At 65.3% G+C, this 16,921-nt stretch carries 18 protein-coding genes; 5 read left to right on the top strand and 13 right to left on the bottom strand.

Translation table 11 applies throughout. From position 1 onward, the window contains the following. Positions 1 to 102: 102 nt before the first annotated feature. Positions 103 to 843 (top strand): AP2/ERF family transcription factor, encoded by a 741-nt coding sequence (locus AC1PMG_RS09790; protein ID WP_481111467.1) that lies wholly within the window; start codon positions 103 to 105, stop codon positions 841 to 843. Here the strand turns inward: AC1PMG_RS09790 and AC1PMG_RS09785 are convergent. Beyond that, positions 821 to 1,753 (bottom strand): LysR substrate-binding domain-containing protein, encoded by a 933-nt coding sequence (locus tag AC1PMG_RS09785; RefSeq protein WP_481111466.1) that lies wholly within the window; start codon positions 1,751 to 1,753, stop codon positions 821 to 823. The genes AC1PMG_RS09790 and AC1PMG_RS09785 overlap by 23 nt on opposite strands. A gap of 754 nt (positions 1,754 to 2,507) precedes the next feature. Between AC1PMG_RS09785 and AC1PMG_RS09780 the strand changes: the two genes are divergently transcribed. Continuing rightward, positions 2,508 to 3,041 carry a hypothetical protein gene (locus AC1PMG_RS09780; RefSeq protein ID WP_481111465.1) on the top strand — a complete coding sequence of 178 codons (534 nt, stop codon included), beginning with the start codon at positions 2,508 to 2,510 and terminating at the stop codon, positions 3,039 to 3,041. 46 nt (positions 3,042 to 3,087) lie between these two features. Here the strand turns inward: AC1PMG_RS09780 and AC1PMG_RS09775 are convergent, their stop codons facing one another. The 7 genes from AC1PMG_RS09775 to AC1PMG_RS09745 all read right to left on the bottom strand — a co-directional run bounded on the left by AC1PMG_RS09775 (position 3,088) and on the right by AC1PMG_RS09745 (position 9,253). Then, the gene (locus tag AC1PMG_RS09775) at positions 3,088 to 5,082 is read right to left on the bottom strand and encodes a DUF3363 domain-containing protein (RefSeq protein WP_481111464.1); all 1,995 of its coding nucleotides are present in this window, start codon (positions 5,080 to 5,082) and stop codon (positions 3,088 to 3,090) included. Between the two features lie 460 nt (positions 5,083 to 5,542). Then, positions 5,543 to 6,163 (bottom strand): S26 family signal peptidase, encoded by a 621-nt coding sequence (locus tag AC1PMG_RS09770; RefSeq protein WP_481111463.1) that lies wholly within the window; start codon positions 6,161 to 6,163, stop codon positions 5,543 to 5,545. Beyond that, positions 6,160 to 6,432, bottom strand: a complete 273-nt coding sequence (locus AC1PMG_RS09765; protein WP_481111462.1) for a chromosome partitioning protein ParB — start codon at positions 6,430 to 6,432, stop codon at positions 6,160 to 6,162. The genes AC1PMG_RS09770 and AC1PMG_RS09765 overlap by 4 nt, the downstream gene beginning before the upstream one ends. Next, positions 6,429 to 7,067 carry a ParA family partition ATPase gene (gene parA / locus AC1PMG_RS09760; protein ID WP_481111461.1) on the bottom strand — a complete coding sequence of 213 codons (639 nt, stop codon included), beginning with the start codon at positions 7,065 to 7,067 and terminating at the stop codon, positions 6,429 to 6,431. The genes AC1PMG_RS09765 and parA overlap by 4 nt, the downstream gene beginning before the upstream one ends. Positions 7,068 to 7,305: 238 nt before the next feature. After that, entirely contained in the window at positions 7,306 to 8,079 is a 774-nt protein-coding gene (locus AC1PMG_RS09755; protein ID WP_481111460.1) for a replication initiator protein A, read from the bottom strand. Positions 8,080 to 8,168: 89 nt separating this feature from the next. Further along, a complete protein-coding gene (locus AC1PMG_RS09750) occupies positions 8,169 to 8,486 on the bottom strand; it encodes a helix-turn-helix domain-containing protein (RefSeq protein WP_481111459.1) in 318 nt (105 codons plus the stop codon). A gap of 452 nt (positions 8,487 to 8,938) precedes the next feature. Then, entirely contained in the window at positions 8,939 to 9,253 is a 315-nt protein-coding gene (locus AC1PMG_RS09745; protein WP_481111458.1) for a DUF736 domain-containing protein, read from the bottom strand. A gap of 275 nt (positions 9,254 to 9,528) precedes the next feature. On the opposite strand from AC1PMG_RS09745, the gene AC1PMG_RS09740 reads away from it, so the two are divergent. Next, positions 9,529 to 9,885 carry a hypothetical protein gene (locus tag AC1PMG_RS09740; protein WP_481111457.1) on the top strand — a complete coding sequence of 119 codons (357 nt, stop codon included), beginning with the start codon at positions 9,529 to 9,531 and terminating at the stop codon, positions 9,883 to 9,885. Between the two features lie 202 nt (positions 9,886 to 10,087). Here the strand turns inward: AC1PMG_RS09740 and AC1PMG_RS09735 are convergent, their stop codons facing one another. From AC1PMG_RS09735 to AC1PMG_RS09725, 3 genes are all read right to left on the bottom strand, one after another. Continuing rightward, entirely contained in the window at positions 10,088 to 10,297 is a 210-nt protein-coding gene (locus AC1PMG_RS09735) for a hypothetical protein (RefSeq protein ID WP_481111456.1), read from the bottom strand. Between the two features lie 59 nt (positions 10,298 to 10,356). Next, the gene (locus AC1PMG_RS09730; protein ID WP_481111455.1) at positions 10,357 to 12,423 is read right to left on the bottom strand and encodes a ParB/RepB/Spo0J family partition protein; all 2,067 of its coding nucleotides are present in this window, start codon (positions 12,421 to 12,423) and stop codon (positions 10,357 to 10,359) included. Positions 12,424 to 12,495: 72 nt separating this feature from the next. Next, complete coding sequence (locus AC1PMG_RS09725) at positions 12,496 to 13,323, bottom strand: DUF932 domain-containing protein (RefSeq protein ID WP_481111454.1); 828 nt, start codon at positions 13,321 to 13,323, stop codon at positions 12,496 to 12,498. Positions 13,324 to 13,923: 600 nt separating this feature from the next. Here AC1PMG_RS09725 and AC1PMG_RS09720 point away from each other — a divergent pair. Together AC1PMG_RS09720 and AC1PMG_RS09715 are read left to right on the top strand one after the other, a co-directional pair. Continuing rightward, positions 13,924 to 14,187: a hypothetical protein gene (locus AC1PMG_RS09720; RefSeq protein WP_481111453.1), complete on the top strand. Its 264-nt coding sequence runs from the start codon at positions 13,924 to 13,926 to the stop codon at positions 14,185 to 14,187. Between the two features lie 276 nt (positions 14,188 to 14,463). After that, positions 14,464 to 15,189 carry a hypothetical protein gene (locus tag AC1PMG_RS09715; protein WP_481111452.1) on the top strand — a complete coding sequence of 242 codons (726 nt, stop codon included), beginning with the start codon at positions 14,464 to 14,466 and terminating at the stop codon, positions 15,187 to 15,189. A gap of 213 nt (positions 15,190 to 15,402) precedes the next feature. On the opposite strand, the gene radC is transcribed toward AC1PMG_RS09715, so the two are convergent. Continuing rightward, positions 15,403 to 15,912, bottom strand: coding sequence for a RadC family protein (gene radC / locus AC1PMG_RS09710; RefSeq protein ID WP_481111646.1), 510 nt, complete (start codon positions 15,910 to 15,912; stop codon positions 15,403 to 15,405). A gap of 345 nt (positions 15,913 to 16,257) precedes the next feature. Then, on the bottom strand, positions 16,258 to 16,644 hold the full coding sequence (locus AC1PMG_RS09705; RefSeq protein WP_481111451.1) for an ATPase: 387 nt from the start codon (positions 16,642 to 16,644) through the stop codon (positions 16,258 to 16,260). Between the last annotated feature and the right edge of the window lie 277 nt (positions 16,645 to 16,921).

The raw sequence follows: 16,921 nt of genomic DNA, 5'->3' as shown, positions 1-16,921 counted from the left end.
ACTTGTGCAGGAGTGCCGGGTTCCTCAGGACCAGAGAGACCCGAAAAGATCTACGGGCTGACCCCCAGGTACGAGAGCGGAAGGCTCCTGAGGTGGTCGGTGATGATCGCCCGCCGAGGCGAGCGTTTCCACCAGGAGTTCCGCGTTGCCACCTATGGCGACCCGGAGAAAGCGAAAGCTGCGGCGATCGCCTATCGCGACGAGGTCCTGAAGACGATTCCCGCGATGAGCCGGAGCGAGTTCGGAACGATCCTCCGCAGCAACAACACTTCCGGTGTACCGGGCGTGTCGCGCCGCGAGGAAAAAAATGGCTTTGCACGGTGGTGCGCGATAGTGTCTCTGCCGGATGGCAAGACGCGCAGGCGCACCTTCGCGGTAGGCAAGTACGGCGAAGAGAAGGCCCGCCAAAAGGCAATAGAAGCACGGCTGGAACTGCTCAAGTTGCTCGACGGCTGGTTCGTGCATCATCCAGATGCCGTGCCGCCTGGCCCGGCCCCAAGCGCCGTTGTCGAACCCGCCATGCCTAAGCGTGAGAAGACGCAGGCTGGTGAAAGCAAGCGTCAACCTTCGCCAGACAAGCGGGTCTATCGCACTCAGCTCAATTGGAGACTGCGCAGTGGTGCGCAGGTCTGCCGCGACTACTGGGTGGCGGAGTGTGCGCTGGCCACTGGAGGCACCCGACGCAAGCAGTTCTCCGTGAACGAATATGGGGAAGACGATGCCAGGCGCCGTGCATTTGAGCAGCGCGGCGCCTGGCTGACGCAGCCTCCAGAGCCAGCGCGCAGATGCGCTCAGCGGCGGAGCGCTGGTGCTGATTCCACTAAACCGCAGCCTGGGATCTGACGCTTGGGCAGCATGCACCAAGACCATCCATGGAGCCGACAGCCTGGGCGCGAGCGATGAACCGGGCCACCGCTTCTGACGGCACTTTGTCGGGGCGCAACAGATAGGTGGTGAGCAAGGGGGCCGGAGCCACCAACGGACGCATCACCACCCCAGCGCGGCTGGGCGCGATGTAGGACGCTCCAGCCAACCCCAGCGCCAATCCCGCAGACACCAAGGCGATCATCAGGTCGATCGAGGCGACGCGCTCCGCTACCAACGGCTCCACACCCGTTCGCTGAAGGATGCGCTCCACCTGCATTGCCTGGCCTTCGTATGCCTTGGGGTCGCACAGCACGAGTGGGTAGCGAATCACCTCTTCGAGAGCCAGATGCTTGTGCGCCAGAAGCGGATGCCGCGATGGCACAGCCACTGCCAGTTCCTCGGCCCAGACGGCCTCGGCCAGGAGGCCATCGCCAACGTCGTCAGACTGCGCGAACCCGATGTCGTACAAGTCGTCTCGCAGCCCAGCAATCTGCTCGGACAGCGTGACCTCGTACAGTTTGATGTCGGTCTCCGGCTCCTCTTCACGGCACCGGGCCAACAGCGTCGGGAGCCCAGAAGGCGTGATGCCGTCCGACAGCGCGATGCGCAGCTGGCCATTGAACCCGCTGGCCGCGGCCTTGGCGCCATCGCAGGCCTGATGGAGCGCAGCGAAGATCCGTGGCACGCGCTCCTTGAAGAGCATGCCGGCACGCGTCAGCCGCGTGCTGCGGGTAGTCCGCACAAACAATGGTGTTCCCAGATCCGCCTCCAGCTCCTTGATGGTGCGGGAGAGCGGTGATTGCTCAATGTGCAGGCGCTCAGCCGCACGCGAAAAGTGAAGTTCTTCGGCTACCACTTGGAAGCACCGAAGATGGCGTAGTTCCATATTGTTTTTCCTTGTTGAACTCCAATCCATCGGGTCTTGTCTCCTGCTTATTCCCTCATCGGCTACCTCATTGCATATGGCCTCCCGCTGTTGACGATCTATCGTTCATGTATCCCTACCGCGCGAATGTGCGGCGCATCGAGTTTTGATAGCGCTATCCCGCAGGCACTTGGCTGCCGTTCAACTTCGCGATCTGGTCAGTCGCCGGGCGGCCCCAGGAATCGCTTGATTGCTGCTACCGTTCTGAAAATTTCAGGCGCAAACGTTTTCGTCAGCGTGGTCCTTGCAATCCGATGCTTTTCGAGGCGACATCAGTGCCGCGTGCTCGCCGTCATCGGAAAGAACCTCCGGAAAAATAGGGCCAGTGCCTGCCCGCTGCAGCGGCCAAAGACAGTCCCCCTACTGCAGAGCATCCCCCTGAGACGGGGGCCGATCGTAGAGGGAAGGTCGTCGCGCCGCTTCCCTACTTCGGGGTGGAATGTGTTTCTACGCATCTCACTTTATAGGGTGGATAAAAGGCACCGCAGCTTGCCCGATCCTTGTTGATGGCCTGCCGGTCACCAGACACGCAAAGCCGCCAGATTGATACCCGTTGACACCACTTCTAGCTGCAAGAAAAATAAATTTCCCCACTCCAGCGCCATGGCTCATGACAAGGACGAGCACACGACTGGCCACTTGGCTTTTCGTCACTACATGCACTACTTCACTGGCGGGTATCGCCAAGGCACAAGCTGACTTGCCCCCGGATCTCATGCAGCCGGTGTACAGGAGCTATGCGAGGGACAACGGGGTCGATGAAGCAGAGGCTGCTCGCCGCCTGGAACTCAGGCAGGTGCTTGTGCGGCCCGAGATCGAGGCTTTCAAGGCGCGCTACGCGGATTGCCTCGACACCTCGTATTGGGACGACAGCCGGGATGGATTCAAGCTCGTTCTGCGCCTCAAACAGGGACCGCTACCCGCCACGCGGGAGTTGCGCACTGCACACGGAGCCATCCCGGTGGAATTCACGCGGGTCTCCGGCAAGACGTTGGATGAGATCAGCGCCATCCTGGCTGCGAATCATGCCCGCCTGCACGAACAGCTACCCGGCTTGCAGGGCACGGGCGTGGACGAAGTACATGCGGCGATCACTCTCTATGTGCTGGCTCCCGCCGAAGAACATGCAGCGTACGAAGCTCGGCAATCCTCCTTGAGCACGCAACTCGGCGTGCCCGTCACGTTCAAGTTCCTGCCCGGGCCAATGGAGGCCGAACCGCCTGGACCCGCGCAGAAACCGAACGCATAACCGCGTCGATGGGCTGTAGAGGCGCAGCGCTTCAGACGCCAGCTCTTCACCCAATCGATGGCCCGCGCTGCCGCCCGACATCCCACGTCACAGCCCCGCCTCTTACCGTCGCGGAAAGCTGCATCCCCAGCCGCGGCTCGATGACGGGCCGCCATGGAACCAGGCTGAAGCCGATGCCATCGTCCAGCATCGCGTAGCGTCCACTGGCGAGCATGATGGAACGCCGGTAGACGCCTGCCACGCGCTGCCCGTCAGGCACCGGCCGGTGTTCCAGGCCGGTGTCTGCCGCGATGTCCTTGGCGGCTTGCGCGAGCTCCCGGCCGCGCAGCGTGCCCAGTAGATTGCGGGCCGGGAGGATGCGTTGCCCACGCTGCTCCGCCAGCCCCTCTTCCAGCAGGAAGTCGGCGCGCTGCCGCATGGCCAGCTTGGCGTCCGCACCAAAGCCCAGGTCCCCTACTCCCGCGCCACCACCGATCAATTGCTGGTCCAGCCAGGTCGCTCCGATGACGCGGATCTGGCGCTCGATGGGCAGGTGCGATTTCAGCTCCACGGCGACGCCACCCAGCCTCTGCGCATCGTGCTGGCGGCCACGCTCGGCCAGGTCGTCCGGCACCTTCCAAAGCCCTTCTGCCAGGCGCTCCACGATGCCGGCCCGGCGCAGTGCTTCCAGACGGCGCACATGCGCTGCGACAACCTCCCTCGGATCGCGGCCCGGCGTGGCGCGGCCCTGCTCGATCGCGAGGTGATGGTCTGCGCGATACAAGCCATCGGTGGCCAGCGCGGCGATGTTCCGGTCAGCCGTGCGCACCTCCGTGGTACCTCGCACTTCCACCACCGCACCCAACGGGTAGTTGACCAGTTCATCGCGCCGGTTCAACGTGACGTAGTGCGCCTTGCCATCGGCGCCATCGACCACCAGATAGCCGCGGTCGTGCAGCTCGTCGGCGAGTCCTTTCGCGGCGACGCGACCGACGACGGCGCGGCCATCTACGCCCGGCTCGAATATCGCCAGCTCACGCGAAGCGCCAGACATGGCCCGCTGCATGGTGCGGATGATGTCGCCCCGCTCGCCCAGGGTGCGCAAGGTCTTCTCCACGTCGGCATGGATGGTCCATGTTCCGGGCTGCACCTCGTCTGCCAGCCCCAGCCGCTGCAGTCGCTGCAGCCGGCCGATCAGCAACAGGCGTTGGCGCTGCAGATCCGGTCGGTTGAAGCGTTCGATCTGCACCTGGCCACCCTCCCCCGACTCGCGCTGCAGGGTGCGGTCCAGACTGGTCCAGCGTTCCTGCTCCACTTCGCGCCCCAGGGTCTGTTGGATCTCCAGTTCGGTGCGCGGTCCGAGCCATTCCGTCGCCAGCTCGGCGGCCCGGTGACGAAAGCCATGGGCGATGTAGTCGCTGGCGATCACCAAGTCCTTGCCGGTGTCGTCCCGGCCCCGCACGACGATGTGCGTGTGAGGGTTGTCGGTGTTCCAGTGGTTGACCGCGACCCAATCGAGCCCCGTGCCCAGGTCCGCCTCCATGCGGTCCATGAGGTGCCGCGTATAGGTGCGCAGGTCTTCCAGTTCCGCCGCATCCTCGGGCGAGAGGATGAAGCGGAAATGGTGCCGATCGTCAGCGCAGCGCTGCTTGAAGGCGTCCAGGTCCGCAGTGTCTGTCTGCGGTCCGTAGGCCTGCCCGGGCTCGCCATCACGGCCCACGCCATCACGCTCGATGTAGCGCAGATGCTTGGCGAGCGACCGAGGGCTGGCCTGGCGCTGGTTGACCAGCAAGGTCTTGATGGTCACGCGCCGCGACATGGGCGTCAGGTTCGCGCCCGCGAAGCGTGCCGCCGTATGACCACGACCGAGGCGCGAGCCGGGCCGCTGGCCGGCTCGCGGGCCGCTGCGGCCAGTGGTGGGACGTCGCATCGCAGGCTTGCCGCCGCTGACCTTGCCAGCCTGTTTCAGCACCTTGGAGATGAAGCGTTGGCTCTGCCCCTTGCCTCGGTTTTTCGGGGCGCTGGCGCGCACCCTGAAGTCGTCGTCGTGGCCTCGGGTCATCACTGCCCCCCGGGTGAGCTGCAGCGCGCCAGAGCGCGAGAAGCACGCGGACATCCCTGCAGCGGCGAAGCTCCAGCACCCCACGCGGCACGGGGGCGAAGCCGCCGCGTGCCGCGCCAACCCCACGTGCAGACTGGCTTTCGACGCGGCCCGGTGCCGCGTCCTTTTGTCTTGCCTTCCGCCTTTGCCTTGTGCTGCGGCTTCAGGCACCGGCGACCCGGCGGCGCTGTGTTGCGTGCGAACAGCGGGCCGGCGAGCGCGACGACGGACGCGCTGGGGACCGCAGGCCGGGCGCGTTCGGGGCAAGCACCCTGCACGGTGGACGGCTGCGCCGGACGTTGCGCGGAGCGCGGCGCGGATGCCCCCGCGCTGCACGCGCGACGACACGGCGGCGACCAGTGCGACGACATGCCCGATGGCACGGTGAGATGCGCGGCAACGTGCAGCGAATCGGTAGCCATCATGGGCGTGTCTCCGGCCAGATCGGACGCGCAACGCCGACCACGGCGGATGCGCTGACCGGGCCGAAGTAGCGACTGTCGTAGGACGCCGGACTGGTGACGCTGAGCAGGAACAGTTCACCCCGTTCGAGCCGGCGGCACTCGGGCCAGGACAACAGCGGCCTGCCCATGCGGTCGGCCGGCAAGGTACTCGCCACCGCCAGGCCATCGACCAAGACATGTCCACCCACGATGCAGACATGCTGCGGCGCGACGGCACCGACCCGCTTGAGCAGCGGGATGTGCGCGGGAAGGTAACCGCGCTGCGACGCGAGCGCGGCTACTCGTGCCGGCAGGCGGACCAGCACAGTGCTCCCCACCCGCATCCGTTCCGGCGACCGGGATGCAGCCGAAGACACTGGATCGACGCGGTACCAGCCAACCGGCACGCTGTCGGACGGGTTGTAGATGAGCCGCGGATCGGGATGCGCAAACGAGGCCCAGGCGAGCGCAGCGAGGCCTGCGGCCGACAGTGTTGCGAGCATGGCGCAAGGGCGCCGTCGCGAGCGCGGCGCGGCCGGCAGCATCGCATGGCGTGCAGCAGCAGCCGCGGAGGCTTTTTTTGAATCGGATGCGTTCATGGTTGCGTCTCCGTGGAGTTCTCGGGGAATTCGCGCTCCAGCAGGCCGCGCAGCAGCTCCGCCACGGTCACGCCCCGTGTGAACGCGGAGACCTTGATGCGCGCCCGCATGGTGGGCGTGATGTCGAGCGTCAGGCGCGCGGTGTAGAGGTCGCCCTTGGCGAGCGCATCGGCGTCGCCTTGGCGAATCCATGCCTCGGCATGCGGATTCGCGGGCGGACGCGCGCCGATGACAACGCGCTTGGCGCGAGGTGTGGGCTTCTCGGTCATGCCGTCCACCGCAGCAGTTCGTCCACCAGTGCGGTGATTTCGTGCGCAGCGGCACTGTCAGGCGCCGTCTCGCGGACGAGCCGGCCGGCGGCCGCGCTGTCGGCGAAGACGATGCGCTGGCGCACCTCGGCGCGCAGCGCAGGCAGTGGCTGCTCCGCGAGCGCGTTGCGCGCCTCCCGGCCGATGACGGTGGTGCTCACGCGCCGGTTCACCGCGAACGCCGCGCGCAGCGCAGGCCGGAACACCTGCGCCTCGCGGATCAACGCCACCATCTCGGCGCTGGCCCACAGGTCATACGGGCTGGGCTGCACGGGGATCAAGGCGCGGTCGGCCGCCAGCAGTGCCGAGCGCGCCAGCGCGGCGATGCGTGGCGGCCCGTCGATCACGACGTGGTCGGCGCGACGCGCCAGCTCCGGTGCTTCCTGGTGCAGCGTCTCGCGCGCCAGGCCCACGGCGCTGAACAGCCTTGGCAGCCCCTGCTGGGCGCGGCGCTGTGTCCAGTCCAGCGCCGATCCCTGCGGGTCGGCGTCGAGCAGGATGACGTGCCCGCCGCGCATCGCCAGTTCGCCAGCGATGTGAGTCGCGAGTGTAGTTTTGCCGACGCCACCTTTCTGGTTGAGCAACGCGAAAATCATGGCGCGGCCCTCCCGATCGCGTAGACCTGCGCGTGCCGTTTGGTGCTTATCCACCGAATCGCGGCGCTTCTACCACCAATGTTAGAAACAAGGTTAGGTACGTTACGGGGACTCGAAAGCCGCACCGACACTGGCTTTCCAGTCGATTTTTTTGCCTGATAGCACGAGGATTCGTTGCCCGATAGCACGACACCCTTGTTGCCTGATAGCACGAGGCCATCCACAGGAATTACCGCGGTTATCCCCGTGCCGTCGGCAGCACGGGCCGGAACGACAGCAAGGGCGACTGCGTGCCATCGGCAGGCAGGATGCACAGCCGATACCCCGGCAACGCCTGCCGGGCGACCAATGCGCGCAAGTCCGCCGCGAAGTCGTAGTAGCGCGCCACGCTGCCCGATTTGCGATACAGGTGCTGGAAGTCGAACTGCCAGCCCCCGGGCTGCCGCCCGCCGTGCTTGCGCACCAGGCGGTACAGCCAGCGCTCGATGCCGCCGGTCAGCCGGAAGTACCCCGGGTCGATGGTCAGCACCAGCGCCGAATCCATCACCCCGGAGAAGAACCAGTCCGGCAGGATCAGTTCGATGCCCAGCGGCGCGCCGCGGGCGTCGGCCAGTTCCTTCCATTCGTTGATCCATGAGAAGCGGTGCAGCCTGCGCCCGGTCGTCTCGCGGATCGACGTGGCCACCGTGGTGGACTGCAGCCGGTCCAGCGCCGCCTTGAGCCGCTGGTAGTCGCGCAGCGACGTGCCGCGGCCGATGAAGCGCAGGATCTCGTAGGGTGTGGCCTGCATCAGGCGCGACGGCCGCAGGCCGGCATCGCGCGCCTGCACGATCTGCGAGGCCGCCCAGATCAGGATGTCCGCATCCCAGATCGTGGCGATGCCGTGCTCGTGCGTGCCCTCCACGCGGATCTTCACGGTCCCAGTCTGGAAGTCGATCGGAGCCGTGCGCCGCGACTTCGCCAAGCTGAAGAACGGATAGGCCATCAGGTCCTGGCTGTCGCGCGGCGCCATATCGCCAGGCAAGGCACGGAACAGGTCCAGCTGTTCCCGCTCCCGCGATTCCGGCTCGCACGGCGCGGCAGCCCGCCGTGCGGCGCCGGTCACCGCGCACGGCTGTCCGCCGAGTGGTGCTCGGCGTACTCGGGATCGGACGTGGCCTCGAAGCTGCGCGCATCCGCCCAGGCATCGAGGTCGGTCACCGCGTACATCACGCGCCGGCCGAACTTCCGAAATTTGGGGCCGCCGCCGATCACGCGCAGCTTTTCGAGGGTGCGTGGAGACAGCCGCAGGTGTGTCGCGGCTTCGTCGTTGGTGAGGTAGCGCGGAGGGTGCGCGGCGACAGCGGTAGCAGCCTGCGGCGCAGCGCCGGGCGCGGCCGAGGGCCGCACGGGAGTGGGTCGCATCATGGTGTTCTCCATCGATTCATAGCCCCGACAGCGAAAGCAGGTCGGGTGTGGGCAGTCTCTGGAGGGAGAGGCGTGGACGCATGTCCGTTTCGGTCCGAATCGCTGCGACTCGGGACTGAAACCCCACTCAGACGCGCGCCGTCTGCGCTGAGACCGGCGAGCGAAGTAATGCGTGTGCGGGCGCCATTGGCGCACAGCAAAGGCGCGCATGCGTGCTTTCGTAGATCTCCACGGAAGCGGCTCCGTGCATGCGTGCGCAAGCACGATTGCGCTTTTGCGGATGGCATCGAAAGAGCTATTGCGCAGATGCGGATTTACGGGTTTGTGCCTCCGTGGGGATGCGCTTCTCCGCTTCTCCGCTTCTCCGCTTCTCCGCTTCTGCGGCTCTTCGGCTCTGCGCCTTGCCCCGGTCTCGCGACCGGGGCAATCGGGCCCCGCCGACGGGCGGGGCTCGGTGGCGGCCGTCAGGACGCCTGGAGCTTGCTGCGCGACCAGAACAGCTCGTGCTTGCCGTCCTCGCTTTCGACCAGGCGGGCGTAGATCGGCGCCGGGAAAGAAGGATCGTCCAGGGTCACGGACAGGTAGTCCCGGCCGGCTTCGCTGGTCTTCTTCCATGCCGCGCCAATGTGGTGTCCGGAGACCTGGAGGCGGAAGTCAGGGGCCTTCTCGTTGTCGGCCTTGTCGTTGGGGACCAGCCGGGCCTTCGCGTTGAGCGTGAGGGTGCGCAGCGTGCCGGTGTAGCCGTCGTTCTGGGTGGTGAAGGTGCCGATGTTTGCCATGGTGATTTCTCCTTTCGGGGTGACCCAAGGTCGCGCCAGTGCGTCCTTGTTGTGATCCGCCCGGCGGGGGATGGGCTGACCGCACCGCGCAGCGGTCGCAACGCAGTGGAGAGCCTGGAAGCAAAAAGAATTTGCCGCGCGAGGAAGCCGCGCAGCGGCGGGGAAATTGTTTTCGCTGGAAGGTTGCGGGCATGAAGCCCAAGGCGCAGCCGTGCCCTCGCCAGGATTCACGACAAACAAGGACGTACTGGTGCCGGCCCTCCCCGAAAGGTGGCATGGCCAACTCGATGCCTCCAAACGACGGCTGCACCGGCATGCTGAGCCTCCAACAGCCGCGAGGCCATCCCAACGGCAAGGCCGGCAACGAGCATGCGCCCGCCGCGTACAGCGGCGCAACGCATGGCAGCTACAGGAAGAAGACCAGCGAAGCCGGCCGGCAGCGGGACAGGTTCATGAGCCGTCCTTCATTGCGTTTTGGCATGGAGCCGCCGCCGTCGATGTCCGCAAGCACGAGCGGTTCTGGTCGCGCAGCACGCCCTCGCGCAGCATCCGCCTCACACTCCATGCCATGGGGCTGCATGACATGGCAGTCACGCATCGCGCGGCTGGCATTGCCAGGCGCCGCGCATTGAAGGCAAGCGCAGCGCCGCAGGCGCGAAGGCATGCGTGGTTGAAGCCGAGGCCTGACGCCACCGGCGGCACGGCCTCGGCCAGAAGATTCGCAGCCGCACAGGCTGCTCGAAAGCTGCATTCAAAACCGGGCGCGGCCACTGCCGCGCCCGGTTTTTTCCCCGCGCCCAGGCCGGAACGGGCTGGGCGCGGCGCCGATTACTGCTATTCCTTCACTTCGATGACCCACCACTGTGCGCGCGGCAGGACGCGGCCAGTGATGGGGTGCGTATCGGTCAGGTCCACCCGGGCCGACCAGCCCGAGGGTGGGTGGTAACTGCGCACGTCGCCGGCGCCATGCCAGCGGCGGGCGCGCACGGTACCCGGTGGGTAGATCGCCGCCATGCGCGGGCGGCGGGTGATGTTGCGAGACATGGGGTTGCTCCTTCAACGAAACGCCCCGGCCGGGGCCGGGGCGCTGGTTCGATTGCGGATCAAGCGGCCATCGCTTGGGTAGTCGTTTCGATCTCGCCGTCCCCGGTGTCTTCGGGAACGTCTTGTGCCGGGTCCTCTGGCTGCATTTCCTCCTGGTTCTGCGGCAGGTCTTCGGAACGGAAGATCGCCGGCATCCAGCCCGTGCCCTCGGCCAGCCGCTCGGCTTCGCTGGCAACGTCAGCCTTTTTCAGCTTCGCCAACCGGGTGACGTGTTCCGGCGCAAACTCGGTCACTGAATGCAGGATGGCGGCCTTGGAAACATGTCGGAAGTAGCCTTCCGCCGTGGGCCGCCACCACTTCGCCATGTCCAGGCCCACCGCCTGCGCCAGCACCGCGCCGGGCTGCCGAGGCGCGGCGCGCAACGTCACCACGTCCACGGTGGCCCCCACGCATACCGCCAGCAACTTGACCAGGTCGTCCTGCTCCATCGCCAGCAACGCGGCGAACAGTTCGGCGCTGTCCTCGGGCAGCTTCGCGGCCCAGCCGCACTGCAGCTCGCGCAGCGCCTCGGCCGCTGGCGACTCGGGCAAGTCGGAGGCCACGCGCTCCAGCCGGTCTTGCGCGGTGGCGGACACGCCCACCGGAAGATCGCGGCGGAAGTGACCGTCCTGCAAGATGGACTGCACCATGCCATGCACCAGGGCGGCCAGGGCCACATGCGGATGCCGGGCCACCTCGACCTGCAGTGCCGCCGTGCGGTGCGCGCTCAGGCGCTGCGCCAGCCGGTCGGACATGGGGGCGAGTTGGGGCGCGCACTCGCCTTCCTCGCCGTCGTCGTCGTTGCTCGCATCGCCATCGGCAAAGCCTTGCCGCAGCCGTTCCAGCGTGCGCAACGCCTTGGCCTCGGCTTCGCGCATCAGCCCGCGATGGACGACCGCCTCCCCGTTGCGGTCGATGGTGACGACGGCGCCCGCCACAGCAAGCACGTTCGCGGCGTAGCACAGCAAGCCGTCTTCCAGCACCTGCAGTTGGCGGCGCAGGTGATCGCTTTCTTCCTGCAAGGATTCCGCCGCTTCTTCATCGTCGGTATCCATCGCGGCCTCGATGGCCTCGTCGATTTCCAACACCCTGTCTTGCAGCTTCTCGATGCGCTGGGCTTCGCGCTTGGTCGGGGTGCGGTGCTCTCGCGGTGCGCGTTGGAAGGCGTGCAGGTCTGCATAGGTCGCGGTCGGCACGGCTTCCACCCAGGCCCAGCCCTCCGCCTTCACCTCGGCGGCGATGCCCGCCAACTTCTCGTGGGCCAACCGTTGCAGCAGCGCGGCGTCACTGAGGTACACGCCCGTGTCCGCTTCCGCGAATAGATCACGGCGCACACCGCCGCCTGCGGCCTCGTAGACTGCCAGCCCCACGAAGCGGGCCAGCGGATTCCGGTAGGCGTCGATTTCTCGTTCGGTGAGGCGTTCGCGCAGCGTAGCCGGCTGGCGCTGCCAGGTCGGGGCATCGTAGAAGGCGGCTTCCTGCGCGGCGTGGTCATCTGTGATGGCAAGCGCCATCAGCTGGTCCAGGCTCACGGCGTCCGCACGGTAGTCGGCCATCAGGCGCGGCGAGACGTTCGCCAGCTTCAACCGGCGCTGGACCACCAGCGGGGTGACCGAGAAGTCGGCCGCAATGTCTTCGATGGGCCGCCCCTCTGCCACCAGCGCGGCAAAAGCCTCAAACTGGTCGGCGGGGTGCATGGCCTCGCGCTGCACGTTCTCGGCGAGGCTGGCCGTGCGGGCCGTGCCGTCGGCCACCAGCAGGCAAGGCACTTCCCATTCCTTGCTGAGACGGCGCTTCTTCGCCAGCAGCTTCAACGCGGCCAGCCTGCGGCCACCGGCGACCACCTCGTAATGCTCCCCATCGGCGGAGGCGATCACGATCAGGTTTTGCAGCAGTCCCACCCGCTGGATGTTGGCCGCCAGTTCGGGGATGGACATGCGCGGTGTCTTGCGCACATTGCGGCCCTTGGGACGCAGCACAAGCCGCGACAGCGGGACCAGGATCAGGTTCTTGGTCGGGTCGGCGACTTCCAGCGGAACGGCGACGGCATCGACGGCGTGGATTTCGTTGTGGGTAATGGCGTTCATGGTGTATCTCCAATCCAGTGAAAAAACGGGGGGATGGAGGGGACTGTTCCCCTCCAGGCAAGGGGAAACAGGTCAGGCTTTCAGTTGACGTAGGCCATCGGCCAGCAGCCAGAGCGCACGGTTCAACCGCACGTCGGAATCAATGCCCTGCACGGGCCGGGTCTGCTGGCGGCGCCCGTTGGCGCTACGCCCGGCCAATCCGCCCTTGGTGATGTTTTCCTGCACCCGGTTGAACGTGGTCCACAGGTCGGGCCGGCGGTCATCGAATCGGCGCGGCATCAGCACCTGCGATTCGGTCACGGGCGCGGGCTTGTTCGGGTCCTCGTACTTGAGGGCCAGCGCGGCGCGTGCGAACACCTCGGCCTCGCCCTCGTCCAGCGTGACGCTACGCATCAGGTCCCGGGATTCCTTCACCCGCTCAAAGCCGCGCAACACCTCGAAAGCGCCTTCGATCACGGACCCGGCCACGTCGCCCTTGTGCGGCACGCGCACGTCCGCCACCGTGTCCCCGCACACCAATCCGTTGTGGCAGACGAACCGGAACATGCCGGCCAGCATCTGGTAGCTGCTGGTGCCGTCGTGCGAGTTCAGCAGGATGATTTCGTTGGCCTCCGCGCCATTGATTTGGCTGGCGTGGCGCAAGCGGATCATGTGCTTGGTGTGCTCGCGCTTGCCCTCGTCGCGCACGCGGGTCTGCGTCACCGCGAAGGGTTGGAAGCCTTCCTTGCGCAGCTCGGTCAGCACGGCGGCGGTGGGGATGTAGCTGTACCGCTCGGAACGGCTTTCGTGCGGGGCCTCCGCGAAGATGGACGGCGCCACCCTGCGAATCTGGTCATCGGACAGAGGGGAGTCGCTGCGCAGCGACGGGGAATGGGAAGCGAAACGGGATGCGAGTTGCATGGTCTTTCTCCTGACGAAAAGGCTGTTGAAGAAACACCGCACACCGGATTCCTAGATTCGGAGCCCAGCCTTCCGGCTGTTCTGTGCGGTTGGCACGAGGAACCCGGTTGGCCCTGTTGCCACCGTCTTTCCTGAGTTCATCGCCCGCGACGGTCAGGAGCGCGCGGACGGAAGCCGTCAAGGAGAAAAGCGCAGGGGTGGCGCGGCCCGCAGGCGCAGCCGAGGACACGGCCCTGCGCGCCTTGACGGCGCAAGGACGCGGGCTACAGTCGCGGACAAGGTGATGAAGTCAGGGAAGACGGCTGGACACGGCGGTGACCACCCCGCTGCGCCGAACCGCACGGCAAGCGAAGCGCGCAGGCCCGAAGCTGGAAGCCGGGCCGGAGGCGTCAGCCGAGCGGAGCGAGGGAATGATGGAAGCCCGTCAGGGGCGAGACCCGCGCAGCGGGGCTCGATGCGCAGCACGACAGCGCGACCGGCCATCTCCCAGAGGGCCGGGGACGCCCATCAACACGCTCTAGCGCATGATTGTTCGGTAGGGGAGTAAGCTTCCAAGGCAAGGCAGCAGGCAAACATCTGCTTCATACGAGGAGCGGCGCCATGAGCGACAGCACTGAACCGGACATCCAGAACCCTATGTGCGAGGGTGAGTATTTGGTGTATGGCGATGCGGAGCGAATGCCCAAAGGCGGCTGGGCTGGGTTTTATCGAATCGAGCATCACCCGGAAGGACAGCCCCTGTTAAAGGTGTTGGTTAAGCGGACAATCGTAAATTACGACTCACACAAAACTGCCGATATTGCCAAGCTACATGCCGTTTCGTATGGTCTGCAATTGCTTCGGGAGCAACTGGGGAAAGTTTGAAGGCGTTCTACTCGCGCTCACCGTCAAAAGCATCAGCAAAAAGAATGGCTGGGCCAGAGCCACGTTGGCTGCTCAGACTAGGAAAACTCCGGTGCCACGCCAAGGCACTTCCCGATACTGCTGGGCACTGGGGTGCAGGAATCTAACCATGCCGAACACGGGAACAATTGGCAGGTTCTCCCGCGAACGCCTGAACAGTATCATCGCCTGCACCTCAGATTCGCCACGCACTCTCAAACCCCCGACCGAAATGCAGCCAAATAGCGAAATTCCCTGATGCTCAAGCCCGACTCCCTTAATTCGCTTTTCTCGCTGTTAGAAGAAATGACGCTGATCCAAAGAGAGAATGGCGAATTTCGACCACCAGCATGGCTTTCTCGATCGGAAATGCTGACGATCTACGGATACATAGTATCCGTAATATGCGTGCTGATTGCAGCCGGGATACAACGAACTTGGCCATCACCAATACATTCTTTTTCTCTTCAATTGGCGTATTTGGCAATGGTTCTTTTTGGACTCGCCTACATGCTCATTGCCATCCTGAGCGTAGGCACCCTTTTCTGGCGCCATCGCAAGAAGCGCCTTGCCGCGCACCTGGCACGCCTAAAAATTGACATGCTGGCGGACAGAAGCTTTTTGATGAAGCTTCTGAAATACGACAAAGCCACACTGGAATACGGACAGATGCAGTACAAGCATACCTGGGTAAAATTCGATACCCGCATCGGCTTAATTATCGGCGACTTGCGAAAGCTTGGCCTGTTTCCCGCACTGACTGCCTCTTCGATGGCGGCATCAACGCTACTGAAGAATGACAGCAATATTTACCTATGGATGCCCCTGATACTGGCCGCGTGCTTTTACCTGGTCGGTTTCTATGCTCAAGGCCGTCAAGAACGTCCCCTTCAGGTGATGGATCTTCTTGATTACGCTATTCGTCATGCCGATACGAATTGCGATTCAGCTCCTCCATCCCGCAAAGTCACGAAATCCCGTTGATCTACGGAGCCACGCCCTGGGTAGCCACAGAACGAGCTCTGCCATCAAAGGTAAGTCAACGATGTGACGGCGGCTCACCGAAATTTATTTCGCCCTTCGGGTACCCATTGGTGACGAGATCGTTCTGAGCTCCAGCGCATGAGTTTGCTGCTCCCGCGCCAAAGGTATTCGCAGCACGCGGTGCAAAAAAAAGGGGGCCGAAGCCCCCGAAGTTCACCTCCAACCTCGCATCGCCATCGACACCGCGCGCGACCCAGCGATGATGAAGTGATCCAGGGTCCGCACGTCCACCAGGCCCAGGGCGCTGCGCAGGCGCTCGGTGAGCTGCCTGTCCGTTTCGCTCGGCGTCGGATCCCCGCTGGGATGGTTGTGCGCCAGAATCACGGCGGCTGCGTTCAAGCGCAGTGCCTCCTTCAGCACCTCGCGCGGATGTACCTCCGAAGTATTGATGGTCCCCCGAAACATCTCCACGTACTCGATCAGCCGATGCTGGTTGTCCAGGAACAGAACGGCGAACACCTCGTGCTCCAGTCCCGCCAACTTCGCGCAGAGGTACTTCTTCGCCGAAACCGGCGAAGTGAACTCCGCACCCCGCTGCACCTTCAGGTCGGCCACGCGCCGCGCAGCCGCCAAGATCTGGTCAACGGACGCAGGACGGTAGCGCCCCCGGCCGTCGCGCACGTGCAGCGACGCATCGACATCGGGAATGGACAGGTTCGACATGGTCATGATCAGCTCCGGTTGCTCGGGCGGAATTGCCCGGCACCGCCGCCATCGCGGCGCAGCGCAGCTGTCAGGGGTCTCAGACGGCCACAGGCCGCAAGCGTGCCCACAGGCACGCGCAGCCCTTGACGGCGAGAACGCCGTGGTACGGTGAAGGGATCGGCAACTCCGCACCCCTCCCCCAAACGAAGCCAGGATCCGCAAGCGGAGCGCGCAGGCCCGGCGAACCTCGCCGGGCCGAAGATGCGGCGACCGCAATGAGAAGCAGCGGCGCAATACCGAATGCAAACAAAAAGGCGCCGCCCGCCTCACGGCAGGCAGCGCCCATGACTGCGATCAGGTGGCCTAGCGCTTCAGCAGCGACTCCAGCTGATCGATCAGTCCGACCTCGACGAACACGCAGTCCTGGCAGGACTCCAAGGGCACATCGAACAGCTTCGCGAATACCTCTCGCCGCAGATGCGCCACGTGGCCCGTCCGGTACGCATGCTCCGGCTTCAAGCGCTCTGCATTGGTCGCCAACGCGCTGCGCTCAGGATCACACTCGATCAACGCGACGAAGCCATCGTCGGCGAACTTCCGGTGCTCGGGACACAGCCCCCAGCCCGTCCTCGTGTGGCGCTTCATGCTGGCGCGCAGGCGCTTGTCCAGCAGGAGGGAGCCGGTCTCGAACGCGCTGCCACAGACCAGGCAGACGTGTTGTTCCAGCGAAACGTGCGATTTCTCGTTCATGGCGATCTCCGGTTGCTCGGGCGGAATTGCCCGGCACCGCCGCCATCACGGCGCAGCGCAAGCTGTCAGGGGTCGCAGACGGCCATAGGCCGCCAGCGTGCCGGCCAGGCGCGCGCAGCCCTTGACGGCGAGAACGCCGTGGTACCCTCGAGGGAACGGCAACTCCGCCCACCCCGGCCCCAAACGAAGCCAGGACCGGCAAGCGAAGCACACACGCACGGCCCGGCCGGGGGCGTCAGCCGAGCGTGGCGAAGCAGGAAGCGATTGAAGCCCGTAA

The organism is Xanthomonas sp. NCPPB 2250 (assembly GCF_056725265.1).
The sequence above is the reverse complement of the archived record's forward strand: the minus strand, read 5'-3'. Positions and strand labels throughout refer to the sequence as shown.

Bases quoted from the DNA above. Each gene is read 5' to 3' on its own strand.
- AC1PMG_RS09790 (WP_481111467.1), top strand. From the start codon at position 103: ATGATCGCCCGCCGAGGCGAGCGTTTCCACCAGGAGTTCCGCGTTGCC.
- AC1PMG_RS09785 (WP_481111466.1), bottom strand. From the start codon at position 1,753: ATGGAACTACGCCATCTTCGGTGCTTCCAAGTGGTAGCCGAAGAACTT.
- AC1PMG_RS09780 (WP_481111465.1), top strand. From the start codon at position 2,508: ATGCAGCCGGTGTACAGGAGCTATGCGAGGGACAACGGGGTCGATGAA.
- AC1PMG_RS09775 (WP_481111464.1), bottom strand. From the start codon at position 5,082: ATGACCCGAGGCCACGACGACGACTTCAGGGTGCGCGCCAGCGCCCCG.
- AC1PMG_RS09770 (WP_481111463.1), bottom strand. From the start codon at position 6,163: ATGAACGCATCCGATTCAAAAAAAGCCTCCGCGGCTGCTGCTGCACGC.
- AC1PMG_RS09765 (WP_481111462.1), bottom strand. From the start codon at position 6,432: ATGACCGAGAAGCCCACACCTCGCGCCAAGCGCGTTGTCATCGGCGCG.
- parA (WP_481111461.1), bottom strand. From the start codon at position 7,067: ATGATTTTCGCGTTGCTCAACCAGAAAGGTGGCGTCGGCAAAACTACA.
- AC1PMG_RS09755 (WP_481111460.1), bottom strand. From the start codon at position 8,079: ATGGCGCCGCGCGACAGCCAGGACCTGATGGCCTATCCGTTCTTCAGC.
- AC1PMG_RS09750 (WP_481111459.1), bottom strand. From the start codon at position 8,486: ATGGAGAACACCATGATGCGACCCACTCCCGTGCGGCCCTCGGCCGCG.
- AC1PMG_RS09745 (WP_481111458.1), bottom strand. From the start codon at position 9,253: ATGGCAAACATCGGCACCTTCACCACCCAGAACGACGGCTACACCGGC.
- AC1PMG_RS09740 (WP_481111457.1), top strand. From the start codon at position 9,529: ATGGCCAACTCGATGCCTCCAAACGACGGCTGCACCGGCATGCTGAGC.
- AC1PMG_RS09735 (WP_481111456.1), bottom strand. From the start codon at position 10,297: ATGTCTCGCAACATCACCCGCCGCCCGCGCATGGCGGCGATCTACCCA.
- AC1PMG_RS09730 (WP_481111455.1), bottom strand. From the start codon at position 12,423: ATGAACGCCATTACCCACAACGAAATCCACGCCGTCGATGCCGTCGCC.
- AC1PMG_RS09725 (WP_481111454.1), bottom strand. From the start codon at position 13,323: ATGCAACTCGCATCCCGTTTCGCTTCCCATTCCCCGTCGCTGCGCAGC.
- AC1PMG_RS09720 (WP_481111453.1), top strand. From the start codon at position 13,924: ATGAGCGACAGCACTGAACCGGACATCCAGAACCCTATGTGCGAGGGT.
- AC1PMG_RS09715 (WP_481111452.1), top strand. From the start codon at position 14,464: ATGCTCAAGCCCGACTCCCTTAATTCGCTTTTCTCGCTGTTAGAAGAA.
- radC (WP_481111646.1), bottom strand. From the start codon at position 15,912: ATGTCGAACCTGTCCATTCCCGATGTCGATGCGTCGCTGCACGTGCGC.
- AC1PMG_RS09705 (WP_481111451.1), bottom strand. From the start codon at position 16,644: ATGAACGAGAAATCGCACGTTTCGCTGGAACAACACGTCTGCCTGGTC.